This window comes from Marinomonas sp. SBI8L, assembly GCF_001624705.1.
Classification (GTDB): domain Bacteria; phylum Pseudomonadota; class Gammaproteobacteria; order Pseudomonadales; family Marinomonadaceae; genus Marinomonas.
In genome coordinates this window covers 162,652-186,052 of sequence record NZ_JSEO01000002.1, presented here as the reverse complement: position 1 = coordinate 186,052, position 23,401 = coordinate 162,652, and the positions used below count along the sequence as shown (strand labels likewise).

At 37.9% G+C, this 23,401-nt stretch carries 24 protein-coding genes and 1 other RNA gene; 4 read left to right on the top strand and 21 right to left on the bottom strand.

Going from position 1 to position 23,401, the window contains the following annotated elements:
- Positions 1-480 precede the first annotated feature (480 nt).
- The 13 genes from OA91_RS02965 to ffs form a co-directional block, all read right to left on the bottom strand.
- Complete coding sequence (locus OA91_RS02965; RefSeq protein WP_063337087.1) at positions 481-1,233, bottom strand: CBS domain-containing protein; 753 nt, start codon at positions 1,231-1,233, stop codon at positions 481-483.
- A 265-nt stretch (positions 1,234-1,498) separates the two neighbouring features.
- Complete coding sequence (locus OA91_RS02960; protein WP_063337086.1) at positions 1,499-1,834, bottom strand: hypothetical protein; 336 nt, start codon at positions 1,832-1,834, stop codon at positions 1,499-1,501.
- A gap of 777 nt (positions 1,835-2,611) precedes the next feature.
- On the bottom strand, positions 2,612-3,796 hold the full coding sequence (locus tag OA91_RS02955) for a diguanylate cyclase domain-containing protein (protein WP_197477722.1): 1,185 nt from the start codon (positions 3,794-3,796) through the stop codon (positions 2,612-2,614).
- Positions 3,797-4,432: 636 nt separating this feature from the next.
- Complete coding sequence (locus tag OA91_RS02950) at positions 4,433-4,909, bottom strand: hypothetical protein (RefSeq protein WP_063337084.1); 477 nt, start codon at positions 4,907-4,909, stop codon at positions 4,433-4,435.
- A gap of 70 nt (positions 4,910-4,979) precedes the next feature.
- Positions 4,980-5,390 carry a hypothetical protein gene (locus tag OA91_RS02945; protein ID WP_063337083.1) on the bottom strand — a complete coding sequence of 137 codons (411 nt, stop codon included), beginning with the start codon at positions 5,388-5,390 and terminating at the stop codon, positions 4,980-4,982.
- A gap of 62 nt (positions 5,391-5,452) precedes the next feature.
- Entirely contained in the window at positions 5,453-5,656 is a 204-nt protein-coding gene (locus tag OA91_RS02940) for a hypothetical protein (protein WP_063337082.1), read from the bottom strand.
- A 615-nt stretch (positions 5,657-6,271) separates the two neighbouring features.
- A complete protein-coding gene (locus tag OA91_RS02935) occupies positions 6,272-6,925 on the bottom strand; it encodes a KilA-N domain-containing protein (protein ID WP_063337081.1) in 654 nt (217 codons plus the stop codon).
- Between the two features lie 624 nt (positions 6,926-7,549).
- On the bottom strand, positions 7,550-8,194 hold the full coding sequence (locus tag OA91_RS02930; RefSeq protein WP_063337080.1) for a hypothetical protein: 645 nt from the start codon (positions 8,192-8,194) through the stop codon (positions 7,550-7,552).
- Entirely contained in the window at positions 8,191-9,123 is a 933-nt protein-coding gene (locus tag OA91_RS02925) for a hypothetical protein (RefSeq protein WP_063337079.1), read from the bottom strand. The genes OA91_RS02930 and OA91_RS02925 overlap by 4 nt, the downstream gene beginning before the upstream one ends.
- Positions 9,120-9,323, bottom strand: coding sequence for a hypothetical protein (locus OA91_RS02920; protein WP_063337078.1), 204 nt, complete (start codon positions 9,321-9,323; stop codon positions 9,120-9,122). The genes OA91_RS02925 and OA91_RS02920 overlap by 4 nt, the downstream gene beginning before the upstream one ends.
- A 173-nt stretch (positions 9,324-9,496) precedes the next feature.
- Entirely contained in the window at positions 9,497-9,931 is a 435-nt protein-coding gene (locus OA91_RS23990; protein ID WP_231870300.1) for a DUF4113 domain-containing protein, read from the bottom strand.
- A gap of 31 nt (positions 9,932-9,962) precedes the next feature.
- Positions 9,963-10,154 carry a hypothetical protein gene (locus tag OA91_RS24535; RefSeq protein WP_231870299.1) on the bottom strand — a complete coding sequence of 64 codons (192 nt, stop codon included), beginning with the start codon at positions 10,152-10,154 and terminating at the stop codon, positions 9,963-9,965.
- A gap of 165 nt (positions 10,155-10,319) precedes the next feature.
- Positions 10,320-10,416: signal recognition particle sRNA small type (gene ffs / locus OA91_RS02910), an RNA gene on the bottom strand.
- 347 nt (positions 10,417-10,763) lie between these two features.
- On the opposite strand from ffs, the gene OA91_RS02905 reads away from it, so the two are divergent.
- From OA91_RS02905 to OA91_RS02890, 4 genes are all read left to right on the top strand, one after another.
- The gene (locus tag OA91_RS02905; RefSeq protein ID WP_063337076.1) at positions 10,764-11,627 is read left to right on the top strand and encodes a 6-carboxytetrahydropterin synthase; all 864 of its coding nucleotides are present in this window, start codon (positions 10,764-10,766) and stop codon (positions 11,625-11,627) included.
- Positions 11,624-12,031 carry a phosphoribosyl-AMP cyclohydrolase gene (gene hisI, locus OA91_RS02900; RefSeq protein ID WP_063337075.1) on the top strand — a complete coding sequence of 136 codons (408 nt, stop codon included), beginning with the start codon at positions 11,624-11,626 and terminating at the stop codon, positions 12,029-12,031. The genes OA91_RS02905 and hisI overlap by 4 nt, the downstream gene beginning before the upstream one ends.
- A 452-nt stretch (positions 12,032-12,483) precedes the next feature.
- On the top strand, positions 12,484-14,160 hold the full coding sequence (locus OA91_RS02895; protein WP_046017267.1) for a methyl-accepting chemotaxis protein: 1,677 nt from the start codon (positions 12,484-12,486) through the stop codon (positions 14,158-14,160).
- An 80-nt stretch (positions 14,161-14,240) separates the two neighbouring features.
- Entirely contained in the window at positions 14,241-15,008 is a 768-nt protein-coding gene (locus OA91_RS02890) for a class II glutamine amidotransferase (protein ID WP_046017266.1), read from the top strand.
- Positions 15,009-15,086: 78 nt separating this feature from the next.
- On the opposite strand, the gene OA91_RS02885 is transcribed toward OA91_RS02890, so the two are convergent.
- From OA91_RS02885 to OA91_RS02850, 8 genes are all read right to left on the bottom strand, one after another.
- Positions 15,087-17,111 carry a hypothetical protein gene (locus OA91_RS02885; protein ID WP_197477716.1) on the bottom strand — a complete coding sequence of 675 codons (2,025 nt, stop codon included), beginning with the start codon at positions 17,109-17,111 and terminating at the stop codon, positions 15,087-15,089.
- A gap of 329 nt (positions 17,112-17,440) precedes the next feature.
- Complete coding sequence (locus tag OA91_RS02880) at positions 17,441-18,697, bottom strand: endonuclease (protein ID WP_063337074.1); 1,257 nt, start codon at positions 18,695-18,697, stop codon at positions 17,441-17,443.
- A gap of 308 nt (positions 18,698-19,005) precedes the next feature.
- Complete coding sequence (locus OA91_RS02875) at positions 19,006-19,620, bottom strand: thiamine phosphate synthase (RefSeq protein ID WP_197477715.1); 615 nt, start codon at positions 19,618-19,620, stop codon at positions 19,006-19,008.
- Between the two features lie 56 nt (positions 19,621-19,676).
- The gene (locus OA91_RS02870; protein ID WP_063337073.1) at positions 19,677-20,450 is read right to left on the bottom strand and encodes a thiazole synthase; all 774 of its coding nucleotides are present in this window, start codon (positions 20,448-20,450) and stop codon (positions 19,677-19,679) included.
- 1 nt (position 20,451) lies between these two features.
- A complete protein-coding gene (gene thiS, locus OA91_RS02865; protein WP_063337072.1) occupies positions 20,452-20,649 on the bottom strand; it encodes a sulfur carrier protein ThiS in 198 nt (65 codons plus the stop codon).
- Positions 20,646-21,662 (bottom strand): glycine oxidase ThiO, encoded by a 1,017-nt coding sequence (gene thiO, locus OA91_RS02860; protein ID WP_063337071.1) that lies wholly within the window; start codon positions 21,660-21,662, stop codon positions 20,646-20,648. The genes thiS and thiO overlap by 4 nt, the downstream gene beginning before the upstream one ends.
- Positions 21,652-22,374, bottom strand: a complete 723-nt coding sequence (tenA, locus tag OA91_RS02855) for a thiaminase II (protein WP_082827756.1) — start codon at positions 22,372-22,374, stop codon at positions 21,652-21,654. Before tenA ends, thiO begins: the two co-directional genes overlap by 11 nt.
- A 73-nt stretch (positions 22,375-22,447) precedes the next feature.
- On the bottom strand, positions 22,448-23,383 hold the full coding sequence (locus tag OA91_RS02850) for an ABC transporter substrate-binding protein (protein ID WP_231870298.1): 936 nt from the start codon (positions 23,381-23,383) through the stop codon (positions 22,448-22,450).
- Positions 23,384-23,401 lie beyond the last annotated feature (18 nt).

Sequence of the window (23,401 nt, the reverse complement as noted above, 5' to 3'; positions counted from 1 at the left end):
TACAAAAAACACTACATTTAATGTATTTGGTCAAGGAAGGCTGCTTGCATAATTGACCCTCCTTGGCTTATCACATTTGAGTACGATCATTAACAGTTGATTCTACATGTTTATTTTTCTCAATAACAAAGCCTAACTCACACTTTCTTATATTAATGAGAAATATATACTTCGCAGACCGGTTTTAGATTGAAGATCGCCTCATTTTCTTGAGATTTCCTTCTCCTCTTACAAAAAGAAAATTGGCACTCTAAACAACTGATTATTAATAAGTTTTCATACCTAGTACTAAAAGCCACGGGCGTTATACAGGCGGAAAATAGAAGGGCTTTTTAGCAATTTAATCATGCTACTTCAGTATTTTTAAAGCTAATCGATACCTATTTAGAAGAAAATAAGCTTATTTAAAGCAAAAAAAGCAGCCGAGTGGCTGCTTCACCATTTGATGAGGTATCCACTTGAATGACTTGTTAAAGAGAGCTATCTATTAACTTGATCAGCGATTTCTACAACTAAGCTGGCGGCTAAATTTTCTTGGGTCACTACACCAATAAGTTTCATACTATTTCCAACAACAGGAAGTGATTTTGTGTTATTAATTTGCATCTTTTTCAATGCATCACGTTTTTCAGTATTTATATTAATACTATCTTGAACAAAATTGCTCACCTTCAATAATTCGTGAACCGAATTTGACTCTATAGCTAATATTAGCTTTTCAACATTGTTTTCTGATTCGATTTTATTGTAAGGCTTATAAAACTCTTCAATGTTACTAATAGCCACAAAGTGACCGGATTCGTTTTCAATGATTAGATATTTAAAAAATGTATATTTCCCGAGTGATTCAACATAATATTTTATCTGATCAGCATCATAGCCTTCATAACCCATTTTAAACTTAAGGCCTACAACTTGGGACTTTATTAGATAGGGAATTTTTTCATACGTTGATTTATCCCCTACTGGTATGATATCTACAGGTAGTTGCGTTACTGATTTTTCAACTTTCATAAGACTCGCCTTTTTTAATGCAGACACTAATGAAAAATCACCTACTGTTATGGACTTTATCTGTCCCGATAAAAATAAATAAATTAATATAGGAATCAAAGCAAGTACAAGATCCGTGCTTTTAATTACAATTTCTTTTCCTTGATGTCTCATAATTACTATAAAAACTATAATTATTAAAAAAGAAGAAATTGATAACATTACGGTTAGATTATTCATACGGCATCTCCATTATTTACCTAACACCATAATAATGTACTTATTAATTTTTTTCATTAGATTTAAAAAAAACCATCTAATTATCAATAATTTTTCACAAAAAACTAAAAAATTGTGGGTTGTAAATAGAGTTTTTTTATTAAAAATAATACCTTACTAGTAATATTTGTACCTAACCAATTCATATCAGAAATAATGGAGCTATCTCAAGGCCAAAAAAAGCAGCCTATTGGCTGCTAATTTAGTTACTAAAGAGTCGAAAGGATTAAGTATGTTTAGTCATGGCAACATCCCAAGTGCCCCATATAGCATTAAAGTTACTTCCCCAACCAATGGCAATACTCCCTGTATAAGTACCCGTTACCGTTGGAAGTTCTATACTTGCATGGTCTGATGACCCTTTAACTTGAAACATAAAGCGTCCTTTACCGTCTTCCATCCACATTATGTCATTTACAACAGGGCCAGCACCTGAATAGTTAACTGTGGTAGTGCCGTAACCTCCAGGGTTACCAGAAGAGTTCTCACTTGGTCCAAAAACGACAGTTGTGCTCGGGCCAGATTCACTAGGATAGGTCCACGTGGTGCTTTCTAATGACATAATTATTTCCCTACATATGATGATTAAAAGAAAGTTACGATATCTTAAAAACTTGAAAATAGTTCAGTTTTAAAGCAGTTTAATTATCGATTGTTTTTCAGATAAATCAAATTATGTATTTAGTTATAACAATTAAGAATACACGATTATATTATTTACATTAGCCATCTTGATTATTTAGTTATAAGATTAATGAAAACCTGATCAATTGGAGTTTAAAATGCAGTGTTGTAACAACCGACAACTGACACAGGTTCATAGAACATGGTTTCAAAGACTGTTTTATACCAGCATTTATAAATGCTCGAACTGTGGCAGCACACTTAAAATAAGAAAATAACTTGATTCACCAAAATAACAAATAGAATAAATATCTTAACGTTATTTAGAATTAGTAAGAATCGTTCTAATAATACTAAGACTTTTTTAATTATCGATAGAACTTTATGTATGGAGAAAAATACTCATAAGTAGTAATCACTATTGCTTAATAAATAATGTTATTTTTTGATTTTAACTTTTTTCTTACAATGCCTACATTGGTAGACACTGATATAAAGTATTTTCTGAAACCAATTACGTCGTATTCTATTCAGCAGTTTGTTTTTGCAACAATTAAGGTTCATTTGTATCTTTTCACTCCAACTCAGTATCTATCAATGCGTGTTTCTCAATGCATTTATGATAAGAGATGAAGCTTAAGGAATACTTAAGAAGTATAAATTATCTTTATATCTCATATACCAAAATTGGATTTTATAACTCAGCATTACCTACTTACTTAATCATCGACCGATCAAACAGCTTATAATCAGTCTCTTCGTCACGTTTCGCCTCATACATGGCAATATCTGCATACTTAATTATTTCGTCGCTATCTATTGAATCACCTGGTGAAATAGCAACACCCATACTTAATGAAATACCAATAGTATTGCCACGAAATGATACAGAAGGTTCAAATGCTTTTAAGATATTAGAAGTGATAGATTCTATTTGAGATAGCTCATCAAAGCGCTTAATCATCACAATGAACTCGTCCCCACCATAACGAAACACAACATCGCTAGCTCTTACAGCCCCCACTAGGCGCTCTGAAGCGACCTTTAGAACAAAGTCGCCAGTATCATGACCTAAGCTATCATTTAGTTCTTTGAACTTATTTAAATCGATAAAAATTATCGCTAATTTACGGTTCGTATTTTCAAGATACATAATGGCATTATTAATCTCATTATGGATATCAACCCGATTTCTTAAACCCGTTAGCTCGTCGTGTGTTGCATTAAAAGTCAGGCTTTCAGTTTTTTCGAAAACCTTCTCGCTCATTTTATGAAAGCGAGAAAGCAAATAGCCCATTTCATCATTAGGAAAAAATTCTGATACATCTTGTTTTATGCCTTTTTCCATCTTCGACGTACTTTTCATAAGTAGCTTCAAAGGGTTAAACAAGCTTCCCTTAATAAAGATCGCAGTTATTACCCCCATAAATATAAAAACAAAAAATTCAATAATGACCAACGTCGTAATCATCGCTCGGCTCTCTCTAAAGTCACCTTTACGTTGCTCTAACAACAGACGCTCTTCATGACTAAACTTGGTTATCACCTTTCTAATTTCAAGCATGATTTTTTTATTCGCACCTGTATTAAAAATAGCGAAAGCATCAACGCGATTTCCACTCTGCATCAAGTCTATCGTCTTCTCTAAATTTTCTAGCTTTTGCTTCGTTAACTTACTAACAAGGGCCAGACGCTCTTGCTGAGTTAAGTGACTCTTTGTCATATCAATCAACCTTTCAAGTGTCGCTTCTACATTGACAACACCTGAATAATAAGGCTCTAAATAATCAACATCTCCCGTTAAAAGGTATCCTCTTTGGCCTGTCTCAGCATCCATCAAACTACTTATAAAACTTTCTGAAGTATGGATTATTTCATGTTCGTGATTAACCCATTTCATCTTCTCCTCCCAATAAGACTCTACGATATATGTAAAAACAACGTTACCAATAGACGACACAAAGAGAAGAGTTAAAAGAAGAGACAGTTTTAAGCGAATGCTCATTTGAGTAGCCTTAAATAGGAATGAGATCAAGTAATTAATGTACAGTTCAGACAAACGGGATAACAAGTAATTCTTAGTAACTAAAGTATATGTCTAGCACAAATAGACTCACTTATCGTTCATAGATGAGTAATAAAACGTTTACATCAACCTATTCAAGTTAATTTGATTTTACATGCAACTAATAACGCCTTCTCAACCAAAACGCCCCACCATTTCTGGGGCGTTTTTGTTGATCACCCGCGCTAATAAACTTTGCTGTACATGTGTGCGACGTGTAGGTGTTCTCGGGCGTCGCCGTATAGTCTGTGGTTGGTTGTTTTGAGTGTTGGGAAGATGGTGTCTTGGAAGTCTCTTTTCATTATAGTGGTGTGGGAGTGCATCAGTTTCATCCGTGTTTCGTAGCTTTCGAGGCGGCGTTCGAGTGAGGCGATGTACTCATCGGTTTGATGGGTTGTTCACACAAACGTCTCTGATCCTAATGTCGGTTAATCTCTTCACTTATTTTGTGGTTTTCGACATATCAAAAAACTAAGCACGCCCCCTGAGTATATTAAACCAATGAACCCAAACTGTAGGTTTGATAAAAAAGTATAACCCAACTCCTAGCTCAAATAGCGAGCCTAAAACATAGAAAATACCTACCTCTTGATTGTTTAATGCAATGATTACTCCGGGTAAGCTCTGTAGTGCTGAGACAATAAAGAATGCGCCAGCAAGCTGAATGAGAAACTGTTGAGAAATGACAGTTGTGTTTTCTTTAGTGGGTTCAGGGAGTGAGCGAAGTACAGCATTAGATGTTCGAAATAATAAGTATGAAGCGAGAGAACCAATGAAAATAGATGAAGCAAGCATCGCAAAGTAGAGGCTTTGCGGTAACATTTTTTCATTGTAACTCTGGAGTGAACTGATAGTTAAGCTCAGGCTTGGAATATAAAGCACTAAGTTTATTAACAACCAGATGGCTAATAATTTAATTGCTATTGCTGTGACTTCTTTTGTCCCCATAGTTAGAACCTTCTAGTATTTTTAAATTACGTTCGTTCGAATAAGGCGATGTACTCATCGCCAATCATGCCTACTCTGCATTACACTTTTTGAAATACCATTCATTGGTAAACTGTCTATCTTCAGGAGTATTCTGAATATGGCTAAAAGCTTCCCATCCATCTTTACCTACGCTATTTAAAATACTTATTGCCGTTAAATTGGATATTCCAAAATAAGTTTTAATTGATGATTTTATGTTGCCTGATAAAAATTCATCGTTAAGCCACATACCCGCCGCTATACCATCCGACCAAAAGATTGACAAATTAGTGCCAACTAAAACGCGATCTTCATCAAGTAACAATACTTCATCAATGGATAGTGTTGCATATTTAAAGGAAGAACATTGTTCAGTACTTACTTTCGTAAAAATAATACTAGCGGTAGCAATAATTACCGTCAGTACAAACATTATGATCAAATTCGTTGAGGTGTTCATTTTTTAATTCTTTTTTTTTGGTTATTGATGCACAGCTTAATAAGTTGGTGCTTTTAGAAAACTCACTGGCTAGCCATGAAATTGGCGTCTATTAAAGCACCTAACTCTCTATTATCAAACCAAAACGCCCCACTATTTCTGGGGCGTTTTTGTTGATCACCCGCGCTAATAAACTTTGCTGTACATGTGTGCGATGTGTAGGTATTCTCGGGCGTAGCCGTATAATCTGTGGTTGGTTGTTTTGAGTGTTGGGAAGATGACTTCATTGAAGTCTCTTTTCATTATGGTGGTGTGGGAGTGGATGAGTTTCATTCTATATTCGTAGTGCTCCACTCTGCGTTCCATTGAAGCGATGTATTCGTTGGTTGGGTTGTCTGCTAAAGGTTACCGATAAAAAGACTAAAATAGTATAAATATAAAACCAGCTATTAAACCTATAAACAAACCATTAATAATGCTTTTCCTATACATTAGCCTACTAGGTAGAAGTATTAAAATGATCGAATATATTAATGATATAAAAATAATGAAAATTAAAAAAAACTTTTTAATCATTAAATAACTAAAACCTAAACTAAGTATGAATGAAATCAAAAATACCGAATACTTGTTAATCATAATGCTATAATTTCGCTTGCTGGCCATGAAATGGACGTCTATTAAAGCACCTAACTATCTATTATCAAACCAAAACGCCCCACCATTTCTGGGGCGTTTTTGTTGGTCACCCGCGCTAATAAACTTTGCTGTACATGTGTGCGATGTCTAGGTGTTCTCGGGCGTCGCCGTATAATCTGTGGTTGGTTGTTTTGAGTGTTGGGAAGATGGAGTCGTGGAAGTCTCTTTTCATCGCGGTGGTGTGGGAGTGGATGAGTTTCATTCTATATTCGTACTTTTATTTTCAACAATGCTACCCTGCGTTCCATTGACGCGACGTATTCGTTGGTTGGATTGTCTGCCCTGCTTAGGTACTCCCCTTCTAACGCGGTTTGGATGAAGATTAAGCCTTGCTCTAATTGAGCAGGAGTTGCCTGATCAAGTTTGCTTACACCAAGGTGCTTATTCACCTCTTCACCGATTTTGATATTTTCAACAAGCGTATTATTTTGAGAGCGCTTTTGCGCTAACGCTAAGATATTCCCTTCAAGCAACTTCGCCATGGTCTTAGTCGCTTCATTGTTTTGGTTAGAGTGAGGAAGCTCAGAGCAAGAAAGCGCATCAGAAGAGAGAGCAAGCCGATCGAATGCACGAATGACATGAAGGTGAAACTTAGCACTGATCCACATAGCGTAGGCATAGACAAGTTCTTTGCAGACCCAAGTGCCTTGATTTGTGCCACCTTTAATGGCGTTTACCCCGATGCCCATTTCTGGGTATCGCTCGATTTCAGCTATCAATGACTGAGTTTTTTCAATTCTTATAAAGCGATTTGGTTCATGCTTCTTTTCAGAACCAGAAGCTTTATGCAGATCATTAAGGGAATACAATCCATCGAGAGTACGGATCAGTTTTGAGAAGATAGTGATATGAGCCATCTATGGCCTCCTTTGGTCAGATCATTTGACCACTCTAAGAGGTGAGATTCTCAAAGGGTGGCAGGTCTAAATCAGGATTTCACAACCGCCCAAAGGAAACGGCCTAGCCGAGGCTAGCCTAATAAAAACCCACCATAACAAGCGGACTCCGGCCACAAAAAAACACGCGGGGCGTGTTTAAGGCCGCATCGATAAAACGGGGTGAAAACCCCGTCGCTGGATTTTGCCAGCGAATTTAAATGGTAGACCTAAGAGGGTTTAAGGTCAACATCCAGACCGCTTTATTAGAGATTGCTTTTTCTTCTTATAAAACGGTAACTAACACTCTATTCATAGTTTTTTAATAATTATTCATACCTTTCGAAAAAAGCCTTAGGCTGTATTCAAACGGAAAATAGAGTGTGTTATTTGCAGGTTTTTAGTGGGAGCTGTACCTAACATTTGTCCATACAAAAATTTAGCTTTCGTAAGGCAAAAGAAGCAATCAATTAGCCACTTTATCATCATGAGTATTAACGCCTCACTAAGAGGCAAATAATAGTCGGTTAAAATAAGCGACGAAGGAGCAAAAACCAACTGTTATTTGTCCTTTTAAGTGACTTGTTATGTTCAAAATATCACCAGCTAACTAAACAAGCATTTTAAATAGCTGATTAAAGACATTGCCTTTGGAGATGTCACGTATGCATTAAGTACAGATGTATAACTTATAACTATAAGTGCAATAAAAAGACTAACAAAACCATTTCTTAGGCATTGGTATGCAACTTCATTACGAACTTGTTTTATCAAGTTGACATTTTCTTGACCAATGAGGGCTTTAGTTGTTTCTACCCTTTCATTTCGCGATTTCAGGTACTCAAACCTACTTCCATATCCGTATGTAGGCATCAGTTTAAAAGCTGATAAAGAAACTAAACCACCAATAAGCATGAATAAAGATGCAATGCTTAAAAAGGCTATTATTAGTGGTTTTAGTTCGTGATCAGGTAATAATTTAGCAACCGTTGTTGCCGCTACTCCAATTATTGTCAGGCATAAACTTAAACCAAGATTGAATTTTGAAGTTTTATCATCGATAAGCTTTGATCTTAAGTGCTCTTCTTTTAGTCGACTCTCGACCACCGATCTATCTAAATCATAAAAGAAAGAATTAGCCTCAGCTAAGCAATCATTAGCTTCAGCAAGCTTTCTTTTTTCTAAGCCATATAGATAAATAAATGGAAAAAGGGTACTTAGAAGTTGTTTAAGAAACTGTATTAATTTCATCGTGATAATGCGTTTGCAATATATGTTTCGATTTTTCTTACTTCATTAGAAAGCCAGCCCCATTCGCCTGTAGGGTTAATTTCAATGAAGTAATAGTTTCCATTGCTCTCAATAAAATCAAGAGCTCCAAAATTTAAACTTAGCTTCTTCATGTATTTCCTACATTTCTCAATCAAATTAATAGGCAATTCAATATCTGTATATTCTATAAGCTCTCTTTTTGTGAGTCTCCAGTCATCTTCTATTCCAGCGCCATTAGATGTAATTTTGACTGCAAAAATGTCATCACCAATAATTGTAACCCTAATATCTGTCTTTTCAGGAATATACTGCTGTACAGTTAGTGGAGCGCTACTAATTCGATCGTTGGTAAGTTCCGACGGTTCGACATCAGAGGTGTAAGTAAACAAACAGTCATCGCCTTCTCGAAGTAATACAGTGTCTAAGGATTTCACTATAACTTTGCTGTTTAATATCTTTGAATCTCTAAAGCTATTCCCAATCTCTGTATCTGGAACTTTAAACCCAACTTCTGATGCAATCATCAATTGATAAGGTTTTGATTCTGCCGCATAAGTACTTGCAGGCCAATTCATCCAATATGAATCTTCAAAAACCATTAAACCTCTTAAAAAAGCTGACCATTGTGATCTAGATAGCTGTTCTTCAAGGCTTAAGGCATCGCCAGGAGTATTTCTCAAAAATACAGCTTGTCGAAACCAAATTGACTTTACATTTATTATTGTTCTATTTATCCCTTCACATGCAATATGTAGTTCTTTTGTTACAGGATTTAATTTTATTTCATAATTGTGGAGATTCTCTTTGTTGATTCGCAAGTAATCAGTATTTCTTTTTTCTAGCTCTTGAATAACCAGATCTACTGAGAAGTCGTAAATACTCGATAATATAAGGCAGGTTCCAATCATTCTCCTTTCTGATCCTCACCTGTTTCCATATCACACTTTTTAGTTGCCTGTGTTCCGAACTTCGACGAATGGCTCACTAATGGTTTATTTTCATACATCCATATTCCTCTAGTGTGATCAAATTCACTACCCTCAGGCATTTCAGGTGTTTGTTGAAAAGGTTTTCTTTTAGCGAACTCTATTAACAGATGATTTTGCACAACTTATCCTTTTGAATATAACAGCTTAATAATGCGCACGCTCATTTGGTCCGATTTATCCACCGCACTCAAAACGTCACATCTGATTAATTAATTTGAAGAAAGGTTACTTATCAACTGAAGACCTTTCTAGCTATGAGGATGTTAGCAGCAATCCAAAACTGAACAAATATTCACCTAACTACTTTCAAATCCTCCCACCGTGTTGTGTACGCTGGCGAGAGATGCTCTCGTTTCATAGACCACTGTGGTGTGATCCCCTGCGAAGCAAAAAAAACGCTTCCTAGGCCGCTGTGTTTGATCTTATCCACCACGCTCATTAAAGACTTCGACGCAGTCCTCCCAGAGTCGGGCCTAAAAAGATCCGTTTGTAGTGCGCCCTGCTCGTAAAAATCCATAAGTATCACACCCATCTTGGTGTATCGAAAACTGGGCTTCCAGATACGCTCTAGCAATACGTTGGCGACTTCGAGCAAGTCTCTCGTATTGTCGGTTGGGTTGGGCAATGCCGTGGACATGGAATTGGAATAATACGGCTCGCCTTTGGTATAGGCACTGGTGCGTATGAAGATGCTGATGGCCTTGGTGAGGCGTTTTTCACCCCGCAACTGCTCTTTACAGATGAGAAGGCAACACAAGTCACTTATTACAGATGGCTTCGCGCAATACTTGCTTTTCGATAATGCGTTCGCCAAAGGATCGGCTACAGATGATTTGTTTCTTGGTGGGTGCGGCTTCTTCTAGGTCTATGCAGGATACGCCGTTTAGCTCTCTCACTGTGCGCTCGACCACAACGGTAGTATTGAGAATACATTTTTTGTGGATTTGCATTAAAAATGCTAGAAAGATTGTGAGTTTTGAGTGTAGAAAGCTAATTTTGAACTTTAGATTTAAAAACCAAAGGAATAATGCAACGTAAATCTAATTTTTGAGAATTAAGTAAGGAGATATTTTGAATATAGTTTTGAACGAACATTACGAAGATATTGGAGGCACTTCCACCAGCCGCATCTCGGCACACAAATCCATCGCTGTGGCTGCTTCCTTCCGGACCTGACCAGATTAACGACTTCATGTTGCGAGAGGACCAGCAGAAGTACCATTGAGGAGGTCTCTGCTTGACCTTGGAGCGAATTATACCTAGCTAATTCAATTTGGCAACAGTCTTTTCTACTATTTTTCAAATACTTAAAGCTTGTTTGTTTTTTAGACACTTCTCTTATAAATCAATAAGTTCCAACTTATTAGTCAGCTTTGCCCTTTGCTAAGATTTTTACCCTTCTTTATAGATAAATTTAATTTATATATCCAATATCTAACCATACGTACAGGAAGTATTAGATATAGCGGCTTTTATTGCGTAAAATACCTCGCTGATTATTCCCTATTCATTTAACTATTCTTTGTTCGGCCTTGCCAACTTCATACTAGGAGTTACCTTTGAAGCTTTTCGTTAAAAACTTAACCCACGTTGACTTTTCTTTGTTTGATACTGATCGTGGCCTTTTGGGTGAAAGCTGGCAAACAGATGTGTTACTTGAAGGTAATTTAAACGATGAGAGTATGGTGTGCGATTTCAGTATCGTTAAAAAGCTAATTAAAAAGTGGTTAGATGAAAACATAGATCATTGCTTAGCTATCCCCCATCAAAACACGTCAGTGTCTATGAATACTGACAATGAAGATAAGCACATATTTGAGTTCGACAAAGGCGGTAAAAACCATTTTTACTGTGCGGCTCCGAAACAGGCTTTTTGTCTATTACCTATGGATGTGATTACACCAGAAGCTGCGGCAACTTGGTGTGAAGATCAAATCATGGCGATTCTGCCTGCCGATCTTGCTCGTGTGCGCATTACTTTCACACCAGAAAAGATTGAAGGTGCGCAATATCAGTATAGCCACGGCCTTAAAAAGCATGCCGGTAATTGCCAGCGTATTGCTCATGGTCATAGATCAACTATTGATATATACAAAGATGGCGAGAAATCCGAAGCATTAGAAAATGATTGGGCTAAACGCTGGCATGATATTTACATAGGTACAGAGGAAGATTTAATTGGCATTATTAGTGAAGATGGCCACCGCTTCCATCATTTTGCTTATGAAAGCCAACAAGGTCATTTTGAATTAATTATTAGAAGCTCTCAAACTTACATGGTACATACGGATACAACCGTTGAATCTCTTTCTAGCCATGTAGCTAAGGTGCTAGCAAACGAAAACCCAGGTCACGATATCGAAGTACATGCCTATGAAGGCATTGGCAAAGGCGCAATTTCCAATAAGGTAGTAAATGTATGAGCTTAAAAGCGTTTGAAACCCTTCCGCAGGGTTCTGAATTAGAGTTAGATCAAGTATTAAGCAACCTAAAAAAAGATGATGCAGGTTTAATTGCTGCCATTGCACAACAGCATGATACGGGCGAAGTATTAATGTTGGCTTATATGAATGAAGCCTCTATCAGAGAAACCCTTGAAACAGGGCAAGTTTGTTATTGGTCACGTTCACGTCAAACATACTGGCGTAAAGGCGAAAGCTCTGGTCACAGGCAAACACTTGTTTCTATGTCATTTGATTGTGATGGTGATTGCATTTTGCTTAAAGTTGAGCAAAAAGGCCCTGCTTGCCATACTAATCGTCGTAACTGCTTTTTCTTTGAAGCGAAAGGCGACAAGGTATTTGTTAATTCTAAACCTATGGTTTAACTCATTACTCAATATAAGGGTGCGAGCATAATCGCACTCTTATTGTTTTTATTTAAAACTCTTTTCAACTCTATTAAAAGTCAATTATCCCACCTAAGCTTCACCTTTAAGATACCTTTTTAGCTTTAAGTTCATGTCTTAAATGCATAAATATTGTCGCTATTAAGTAACTATTTTGCTTACACCAAAACCGAATTTTATTTCGCATTATGAATTCGCAAGTCAAAATTTTATTAACTAAACTTGCCTTAGGCTTCTGATATAAATCACATTAATCACAATAATTTATTTTTGTATAACTATAAATTCGCTTTTATTTTTGCTGATTAACTGTAAACTTTAGCTTGATCAGTGTAATCGATTGTAAAAATACCCTCGTACAGCAGGATGTTCTGGGTCAAAATCAATTATAAAACAGGGACGAATCATTAAATGTTTAGGTAAAGATGACTATGTTAGACTTATCCGTTAAAACGAAGACCCTCTCATTAGTAGCTCTCTTCGCGGTTCTTATCATTGCGCTCACTATCAACTCTGCTTATTCAAGCAAAAAAGTAGCGCAAGAGCTTAATACCCTTTCAACGCACAGTCTCGAGTTAGTTAAAAACCTAGAAAAAAGTCGTCAATTACTTCTTAAACAATCTGTTGAGTTTGAGCGTGGTTATTTTCAGGTTTCCATTGCTAAGTCATTAAGTGGCTATGGTGTTGAACAAATTGCAGGTTCAGCCGAAGCGTTTAAAGAGTTCACAAGCGAATTAGAACTTAGCCTAGTAGAAGTAACCAATATCTTAGGCGTTATGCCAAGAAACACTGAGCTAGATGAGTTGCTTGTTCTCATTGATACACTTAAAGAGAACCAAGTCGCTTTCTTGGAGTCCAGTAGTACCACTTATAGTTGGTGGACCAAGCTTAAGACTATGCAGGCTAACCGTAGTCGTAAAGCTGCTAAAGCTAGCTTAGAAGCAGTAAATACAGACATGGAGCAGATCATTGCTAAAATTGATGCTTATGTCACCAAGGTAAACCAAGAGCAAAATGATCAACTAGAACAGAATTTAATTACCTCTTCTATCGTTGCTTTTATTGCTATTGCTGTTGGTATCGTGATCAGTTTATTGATGGTCGGCAATATCTCCAGTGCATTACAGAAATCTGTTAATCGTGCGAAAGAAATTGCTGCTGGTAATTTAACTCATAAGAGTTCAAGCCAGCGCTCTGCTGCTAAAAGAGATGAAATCGGTCAGCTTGAAATTGCGATGGACACTTTAGTTGAACAATTAAGCAGCATACTGAATGATGTCTCTTTATCTAGTCACATGCTGACTGAAGCTGCTGACAACCTTAATGAAGAGACTAAGAACTCATCTAAAATGGTTGAAGAGCAACAGTCTGAAACAGATTTAATTTCGCAAGCAATCAATGAAATTCAGTCAACTGCTATGCATGTTTCTGAATCTACGTCTGATGCCAGCTCTGCCGCACAAGATGCTGCACTTTCTGCAGATGAAGGCCATAAAATTGTTATTGGTACAATTAGTTCAATCGAGAACCTTGCTTCTGAAATTAATACTGCTGCTCAAACAATCAACAAGCTTGAAGAAGATACCAACAATATCACTCAAATTCTAAATGTGATTTTGGGTATTGCAGAGCAGACTAACCTACTTGCATTAAATGCTGCCATTGAAGCCGCTCGTGCAGGTGAACAAGGTAGAGGCTTCGCAGTGGTAGCGGATGAAGTAAGAACCTTGGCGCAAAACACCCAGGATGCAACACAACAAATTGAACAAATGATTAGTAAATTACAATCAGGTACTAGCCAAGCGGTTAAAGCAATGCAGTCTAGCCATACTATTTCAACCAATGTTGTTGATGTAGTTAAAGAGGAAGAAACATCTCTTGAAAGCATTAATAACTCAGTGTCTAAGATTCGTGATATGAATAACCGAATCTCAGCAACGGCAGAGCAACAAGCGAGCGTAACATCTGAAGTAAACACCAATGTTAGTAACATTGCTGCGATAGCGGTTAAGTCTACTCAGTCAATTCATACAATTACTGATGATGCGGCTAAAGTAGCGAAACTCGCTAAGCAACTTTGTGACAAAATTGAGTATTTCAAAATGTAACCTTGCTGTTTTTACTGTAATATATCTCAGGGATCGAGATATATACTTATAACTAAAAGAAATAAAGAGGAAGATTAACAATGTGCCGCTGGGTTGCTTACATGGGAGAAGAGATCTACCTTGAATCTCTTTTATTTGAATCTGAACACTCTTTGATAGACCAAAGCCTAAGCGCAAGGAAGTCGCAAGTTACAGTGAACGCAGATGGTTTTGGCTTAGGCTGGTATGATGAAAGAAGCGAGCCTGGGCTCTATCATGAAATCATGCCAGCTTGGAGTGACTGCAACCTCAAGAGCCTCAGCGCTCATATCAAAAGCAAACTTTTCTTTGCTCATGTCCGAGCATCTACAGGTACTGCAACTAATCGTTCAAACTGCCACCCTTTCGCCTATAAAAATTGGCTATTTATGCACAATGGCCAAATTGGGGGCTATGAGAGCATTCGCTGGCATTTAGACAGATTGATACCAGAACACCTCTACAATCAACGTAAAGGCGCCACCGACTCCGAGCTAATCTTCCTACTGTTAATTGCTAATGGCCTTGAAGAGGATCTTGAGCGAGCGGTTCAAATCACTATCAAGCAAATAGAGAAGATCATGCTTGATAATCAAATCGATGATGCCTTTAGACTAACTGCCGTTATTTCTGATGGCGAACAACTGACTACCATTCGTTATTCTAACGACGACCAACCAGCAAGTCTTTATTACAAACTCTTTGATGGCCATCTAGTGCTTGCCTCTGAGCCTTCAGAGCATTCAACAAAAGGCTGGCAACACGTATGCCCTAACCATATGGGTGTTATTGGTCACCAAGGCTTAGTTAGCCGACCAGTGTTCGTTTAAAACCATTAAACAAAAAAAGGACGCTTTCGCGTCCTTTTTTTGTTTGCTCAAACTCTATTTATATTTCACTTTAATAAGTTAAACATTAAGAGAAAGAACATTTGTTTTACTTACTCTATGACGATAGATTTCTCTTAGATACTTGATCGATTTTTTAACATTCTCAACATCTAAGCGAATATCATTAATTGAAACAAACTTATCTTGCTCGTCAATTAATTCACGGTACTTCTTCTCATACATTGGCTTAATCGCATACCAATTTGTATCCAAGATTTTTGCTGGATTCTCATGAGTATTGAAATAACGATCAACTTCATCTTCATCAAACTCTTCTGTGGTAATGAAGTTCAAGATAGCTTTATCGACTTCATCACTAAAACGATACTCATCACGTGCAAAACATCGTTTCACATAAGCAACCATAAGCGTTAAGAAGTCATCGCTTAGACAAGGACTCTTAGCAACTAAGGTAGTTAATGAAAGGTTTGCAGATGCGCCAATCACCAAGGCATAACGCTTCAAAGTCGTATTCGGGAACAAGCTGTTTAAATGTAGTTTTAAACGGTTCAATGCTGTGAAGGACAGTTTGTAATCCTTAGGCAAAGAAATAATAGAAACAACCGAAGAGCAGTTCTTGAAGAAATGCAGATGATTCAAGCTAGACGTATCATAACCTGAGTCACGGTAATTTTTCAGTGCTTCACTGTAACTTGAAGACTCAATAGGTAAAATACTGATACCTTCAATCGCAGATGTATCTTGGTTAAAGTGTGGCAAGTCAATCGAACGACAGAATAAGTCATCAATATCGATGTTTTCTTTGCTACTGCTAGTAACAACACTTTCTGCATAAGCAATCGCTACAGGACCCGCCAAACTCATGAACAAGTCATTCGCGTCAAGACGAATAGTTTCAGCAATATCAACACCCGCACGACGGAAGTAATCTTCATCATAATCTGTAGTGACAGCTTGCGCGGTTAAGATGTTAAATATCTGTTGAGAAATATATTGGTTGGCATATTTCTCCATGGTATTCACATCAATATCAGACTCACCTGACCCATCATTCTCTTCTGCGTAACGCATGATGTCATTAGATATAAGCATCATAGAGTTCCACGGACGAATACGCTGCATCACATTACTTGGATGGTCGTGATCTTCTCTCTCAACATTATATGAGAAGTCCCACTCTTCTGATAAGTATTTACAAAGTAAACGACCGGCGTTGATATGAAGCGCTTCAGACACTTCAATTTTGTCGCCTGAGATATTAGGTAGAATACAAATACCTGAGGTAAAGATTGGTTCAAAAACAAAACTATGCCTCTTATCAACTACTTTACTTTGCGCAGAATGATAGTCAAACGTCTTACTCATATATGAGTATTGTTGCGCCAAACCAAATTCAGAGGCCATACCAGAACCTGTACCACCACCAGCGCTGAAAATGTAAAAATAAAGGCGAGATTGGTTGGCTTTAATACCGCAAGAGTCAACTAAATAAGAATGCATATGACGCCAAGCATTATTATTAAAGCTATTGGTATTCTTATTAAGAATAATTTTTGCTAGATATTGACCTAGGATAGGCGCGTTACCAGCACCACCAGCGTGCACTTCAGAGAGGTCCATGATCTGTAATTTTTTATATTCTTCTAAAAAGTTACTGCGACCATTTTGAGAAGAGAATCTAATTCTACCTTCTATATCTTTATCAAGGTCACCCAGCATAACCACAGGCTCAATTAAGAAAACAGGTCTTGGCTCCCCTTTTATCTCAATTGGAAGGTGCTTCTGAATCCATCGCATAGGACGAAATTCACCTTCTGCATTGGTTTTATCCTGTAGTTCTAAATCTGCCATATAATTACTACGAGCGTTATAGACAAGAGTAGCTACATCTAACGCAATATTAGAACCACAACGCCCTAAGCCAATAAGGCAGACTGAAGGAAAGTTTTGGTCGTTTATATCGCTTTCTGGATCCAGATTGGGGAAAATTTGTCGACGAACAATATCAAGGTTTTCAAGGATATTGTCTAAATTCTCTTCTGTATAATAGAGATGTTCATTTAATGCTACATCCTTACTCATCATAATGCCCTTATATGAATAGTTAACACAGATAACACCATAGTCAAAAATACGACTGTTAATCGTGACTCAATTCATTTTTGTAGATAAATTCACTTTTAAGCACTCACTTTATAAGCACTGAAAATACTTTAAATTTATCCTAATGATGTTTTTAATTGTTAACTAAGCAAGATATCAGATGACCAGCACAAAAGATATATACACTGAGGTACAATAGCTTACATATACCCTCATAAAAACAATAAGTTACATTTCTTTTTAAATCTATCAGCATTAGCTTAATTAGGGCCGACATCCTTATCAGCCACATTTATACGCTATGTCAGCTAGTTACATTGACTAGAGTAGAACTCATCTACCCACTCTGGGTGATCAATCAAAGGGTTACGGTTGCCCTGCCACTCTTGAATACGATCATTACGAGTCATTTCATTTGAATCAACAGTATCTTCTTGATGCCAAGTATACATGGTACAAACAACACCAAAGAAGGGATCATCCGTTTCTGAACTAGTATTATTGACTAGATACAAATCACTCATATTACCGTCAGAACCGTCATATCTAACATCCATATAAAAGATCATACGGGCAACATCCCCTTTCACCTCATCCCTTGGTTCAAAGCTCTCACTTGTTGCATAGGTATCAGCAGCCTCTCCTTGTGCGCTACCGCCTTCATCGTAGTCTTTGTTTGAACGTGAACTGTTTACCGTTTTATCAGTGGGCCTAATATGGTGAATATCCGTATAGCCGTATTGTGAGGTCGAAGAGAAACCTAAAGATTTAGGCCAAACATGTTCTCTATTCCAACTGTCATTATCAAACCCAGACTGTCCATCTCTATCCGTTTTTGAATGGCTACGACCTGTATAGAGCAAAACAACATTATTGCTGTTCGTTAAATCTTCATCTGTGTATTGAAGTGCATCCCACACCTCACTGTAACTAAGCTTGGTATGGTTTGATTCGAGTAAATCTTGCAATGCAGCTTTTAAACTAGCACCAGACAAGCTTAATACTGAATCATAATAATCACCTGAATAAGTAGCTGAACCACCTGCACTTGCGCCACTGCAATCTTGGGTTAAGTTGCCGGTAGATGGGGTATCGATACTACTTGTTGCCCAATTAGAAGACGTTGTCACTGATGATGTTTGAGTACGGTACAAAGAAACATGTTGAGCAGAAATATTCCAACCTGAAACCTTGCCTTCCCATGCCACTAGATCAACAAGATCACCACCATTATAAAGTTCAACATAATCGCCCGAATTCCCTAAGGACAGAGCCAATCCAGAGGCGTCTGGTGAAAACCCATACATAGCCTCAAACCCACTTGAGCTTTTAGCAATGGTGAAATAAGTATTTGCTGCCAAAGTTCCTGATAAGGTATGAGTTGCCCCATTATCTTTAAGCTGATAACTCGATAAATCAACTTGCTCACACCCAGCATTGTAGATTTCAATCCACTCTTCAATTGAATCCGTCCCCGGTGTGTCGTAAAGAACTTCAGATATTTGTAACTCAGCGAAGCCCAAACTACTACCAAGTAGTAATAAGCTTGTAATTGGTGCTTTCATACATCTTTCCTTTTAAGTTAATTAGTTAACATCACATTTGGTGAATAATTAACCTACAAGGCTTATGCCAAAGCAGTATTACATGGGGTTCATTTTTAACTCGGGTTCATATTTTGAAACCAAAAGATCACTGCATGACCTTTTGGTCAGGATTTATCAAAGATAATGTATATTTATTAAACAAAAGTAAAAATACGAGGGGATAGGCTTAGCTGTATGTTTTTTATCCAAAAATACACAGCCAAGCTAAGTTCGAGCGGAAATTGGGTATTTTTCACCCAACACAATAAGTTGATATAAAACCAAATTTACAATCGAGTGGCTTTTAACCAGGCCTGTACTTGTGATTCTGGACTTGGATTCAAAGTAATATCTGTCACGGCTGCCACGCTATCTGCTTGAGCGTTAAAAGCACCTTCTGCTCTAGCGATTGTCATGCCACCAATAGCCACTAGTGGAACATCACCAATACGCTCTTTCCAAAGCGTTAACTTTTCGACACCTTGTTGGTGCCATTTCATTTTCTTCAAAATAGTTGGATATACAGGACCTAAAGCGATGTAATCCGGTTTTAATAACAGCGCTCTTTCTAACTCTTCGTCACAATGTGTACTGATACCTAATTTAATGCCAGCAGATTTAATTGCCTCAATGTCAGCCACATTCAAATCTTCTTGACCTAAATGCACATAATCACAACCTAGCTCTATCGCCAATTGCCAATAATCATTAATCACCAGCTGACACTCATATTGATGACACAATGCTTTCGCTTTTACTATCTGAGATTTAATACTCTCTTGGCTTTCATCTTTAATTCTAAGTTGCACTAGCTTGATACCTAATGGCACAAGTCTTTCGAGCCAATCATAAGAATCAAAAATGGGATAAAATCTATCTAGCTGTGTCATTGCGCTCTTCATTCTATTTCTCATTAATTTTTTACAATCAGGGAGCTACTCTAATAGCCCTTAATGAATTAGCTTAAAAAAGCTTTCCCCATCATAGGCGTTGAAGGCTCAGCCATATCTCTTGCATCAATCGGATCAGCTTCATAAGCGAGCAAACCCGCCTCTATTGCCAAGTTAAATGCTTTAGCCATTGCAACCGGATCACCAGCACCCGCAACAGCGGTATTAAGAAGAACTGCATCAAACCCCATTTCCATCGCTTGAGCAGCATGAGATGGCACCCCGATACCAGCATCAACAATTAATGGCGTATCAGGAAAATGCGAACGCATAGTTTTTAATGCATATGGGTTATTTAAACCTCGACCTGAACCGATAGGCGCCCCCCAAGGCATTAATACCTCGCAACCAGTCTGTAGTAGCTTATCGGCAACAATGAGATCGTCCGTGGTGTATGGGAATACTTTAAAGCCATCCTCGACTAAAACTTTAGCGGCTTCAACTAATTCAAAAACGTTAGGTTGTAGCGTGTCTTCTTCACCTATAACTTCTAATTTAATCCAGTCTGTATTAAAAACTTCACGCGCCATATGTGCTGTCGTCACCGCTTCCTTTACCGTGTAACAACCGGCTGTGTTGGGCAATACTTTAAGCTTTAAATCTTGGATGATTTGCCAAAATGCTTGACCAGCAAGGTCGCCCCCACTTTCGCGCCTTAATGATACTGTGACAATTTGGCTCTGACTTTGCTTGATTGACTCCGACAAGATAGCCGGCGATGGGTATTGCGCACTACCTAAAAGCAATCTATTGGTAAATTTTTCACCGTAAACTTCTAACATTCTATCCACCTTGCATGGGCGCTAATACTTCAAGTTTATCACCTTCATTAATCTGAGTATTTTTACGCAGAGATAAAGGCACAAAATCACCATTAATTGCGGTCGCTATCGTCACTTCCTGATAACCCAATTGAATGAGTACGGCCTCAAGTTTGGTATGGTCTACCGTCGTCTCAACACCATTTAAATATATCTTCATGCCCTATCTTCCTTTATCTTGAAGTCAGCGAGTTTTTCAATTTCATGTGTATCACTAATAATGGAATCCGCTGCGAGTTTCGCCATGTAAGGCGCTAACAAATAACCGTGACGATATAGACCATTAATACGCCAAATATTATTGTCTCGCTCAACTCTTGGTAAGTTGTCGATAAAAGCGGGTCTCAAATCAACGCCCATTTCAATAATTTCAGCTTCTGCAAAACTTGGGTGCAATGCATAAGCAGAACCAAGCAACTCTAACATTGAGCGCACACTAAACTGATGACCATGCCCATTTTCAATCATGGTGGCGCCTATCATAAAATGCTGATCATCACGCGGAACAACATATAAAGGAATTCTTGGATGGAGCAGCCTAACAGGGCGAGAAAGGCTTATTTCATTGGTTTTCACCAACAACATCTCACCTTTAACAGGTCTTAGGCTTTGCACAGTTTTAGCGGCATTATAGCCTCTACAATCTACTACCTTTTCTGGCAGTAGATCCTCTGGTTCAACTTCTTGTTCAAAGTTGATTTTAACGCCTAACGCCTGAACAACTTCTGTCAATCTGATTAAGGCTTTTCTAGGATCTAAATGCGCTTCATCTTTAAAAAATAGCGCTTCTTGATATTGAGAGGCTAAGTCAGGCTCTAGACTTGAAATAACATCGTGACCAACAACCTCATAAGCTTGTGTACGTCTTGCAAAACGTTTTAGCTCTTTTTTATCCCTTTGCTGTGCAAAAACCAAAGTTCCTTTGGCATCTACAAAGCTTTCACCTAATGCATTTTGCCACCAAGCCAATGACTCTTTACCATATTCGAGTACAACAGGTTCGGCATTTTCAGCTTCACACCATGGAGCAAGCATGCCACCAGCAAACCAAGAACAGGCCTTTTCACCCACTCTTGCTCCTCGCTCAAACATTTCAACCTCAACACCTTGCTGTACGAGTTGCCAAGCAAGGGAAAGCCCAGCCACACCAGCACCGACAATATTAACCTTCATTGACATCTATACCTTGCTGCCAAAATGCAGCTTCCATTCTAGTTGCAGTGGCAAAAATGCGACTTAATTTAGCCCATCTAGGTGAGTCAGCAGGGATGTTTTGCAATAAGCTTTCTAGATGTGCCATTTGTGCCAAAGCAGACTCAATAAACTCACTTGATGCGTAGGTTTCAATCCATTCTAAATAGGGATTGCCTTGCTTCAAGGTTTTGTCATCTTGATCTAGACTGAATCCAATTTGAGCATAACCTAACGCACAGGGAGCGAGAGCAACAAGTAAGTCGGTAAGATCGCCTGCTTGACCTGCATCTAATACAAAACGCGTATAAGCAACAGTTGCAACACCTTCTTCTAGCTCATCAAGCGCTTTCTCTTCAAGCCCCCATTCTTTACAACAATTAATATGCAATTGAATTTCATGCTCTACCAAACCAGTTAAACAGGCAAGATTGGGCAGCATATCTTCAATCGAATCACTTTTATAAATAGCAAGCGCATAAGCTCTGGCATATTGTTTAAGGAACAAATAATCTTGCTGTAAATAATGCTGAAAAGCGGACTTTGATAAGACACCTGTCGCTAACTGATTAACAAAGTCATGCTGCGTATAAGCTAACCAGTCCTTTTCATTTGGTTTCACTAACATTTCACTAAGGCGATTTAACCCTTTTAGTGACACCAAGCTTTCACTAATCGTGTTTGCATCTGACATATAAATCACTCCAAAGGGCCTTAACACTTAAACTTGCGCTAAAACCCTAAATTTAAAATAGGTTAAGTACCAATTAAAAAAGGTAGTCGTTAGTATTTGGTAGTTTTGAAATAATGCCAGCTGACTGTAAGAACTCAGCATAGGATTGGTAGCGATTAGCATCATAAGCCGCTGGGCGGAGCGCCAATCGAGCCAAGGTATCTTTCCATGCAAGCTGATTAAGCTTAGTATCAAGATCTTTTTTGTATGACTTGAACAACTCCCAAGCTTCATTTGGGTGGTTAACAATGTATTGAGTGGCAAGCTCTAGCGCTCGATTAAACTTAGCTACTTGTGTTTTATTAACTGAACGAGAGTTTGCAACAACTACTAACTCATCATATGGAGGCACGCCCTCTTCTTCTACAAAAAATGCTTTACCTTCAAAACCTTCCATCGCGAGCTGATGCATTTCAAAGTTACGATATCCACCATAGATGGCATCAACTTTTTTAGATGCCAAAGAGCTGGATAAAGCCCAACCAACATTAATGACAGATACATCGCTTAAACTTAGACCTGAGTTCTCAAGCATTACACCGATTGTTGCTTCGCTGACGCCACCAGAAATAGCAGTTCCAATAGACTTACCTTTAAGGTCAGCTAATGAGTTGATATCACCATCTTTCAAAACCATCAGCGTGTTAAGTGGTGTTGCTATCAAGGTTGAAATACGAGTAAGTGGCAATCCGTGAGCTACATCTTGTATTAGTTCAGGCTGATAAGTCACTGCAAAATCAACCTTACCCGCAGCAACTAATTTAGGTGGCATGCTAGGGTCTGCTGGTTCTTGCAAGTTAACCTTTAACCCCTGATCTTTAAACAGGCCTTTTTGCTCCGCGATAATCAAAGCAGCGTGATCTGGATTAACAAACCAATCTAACATCACATCAATACTCTCTTGAGCCTGAACACTCAAACTGAGTAATGAACCCGCTATTAATGCATTTAACTTCTTTAACATAGTCATAATATTTCTCTTATTTAA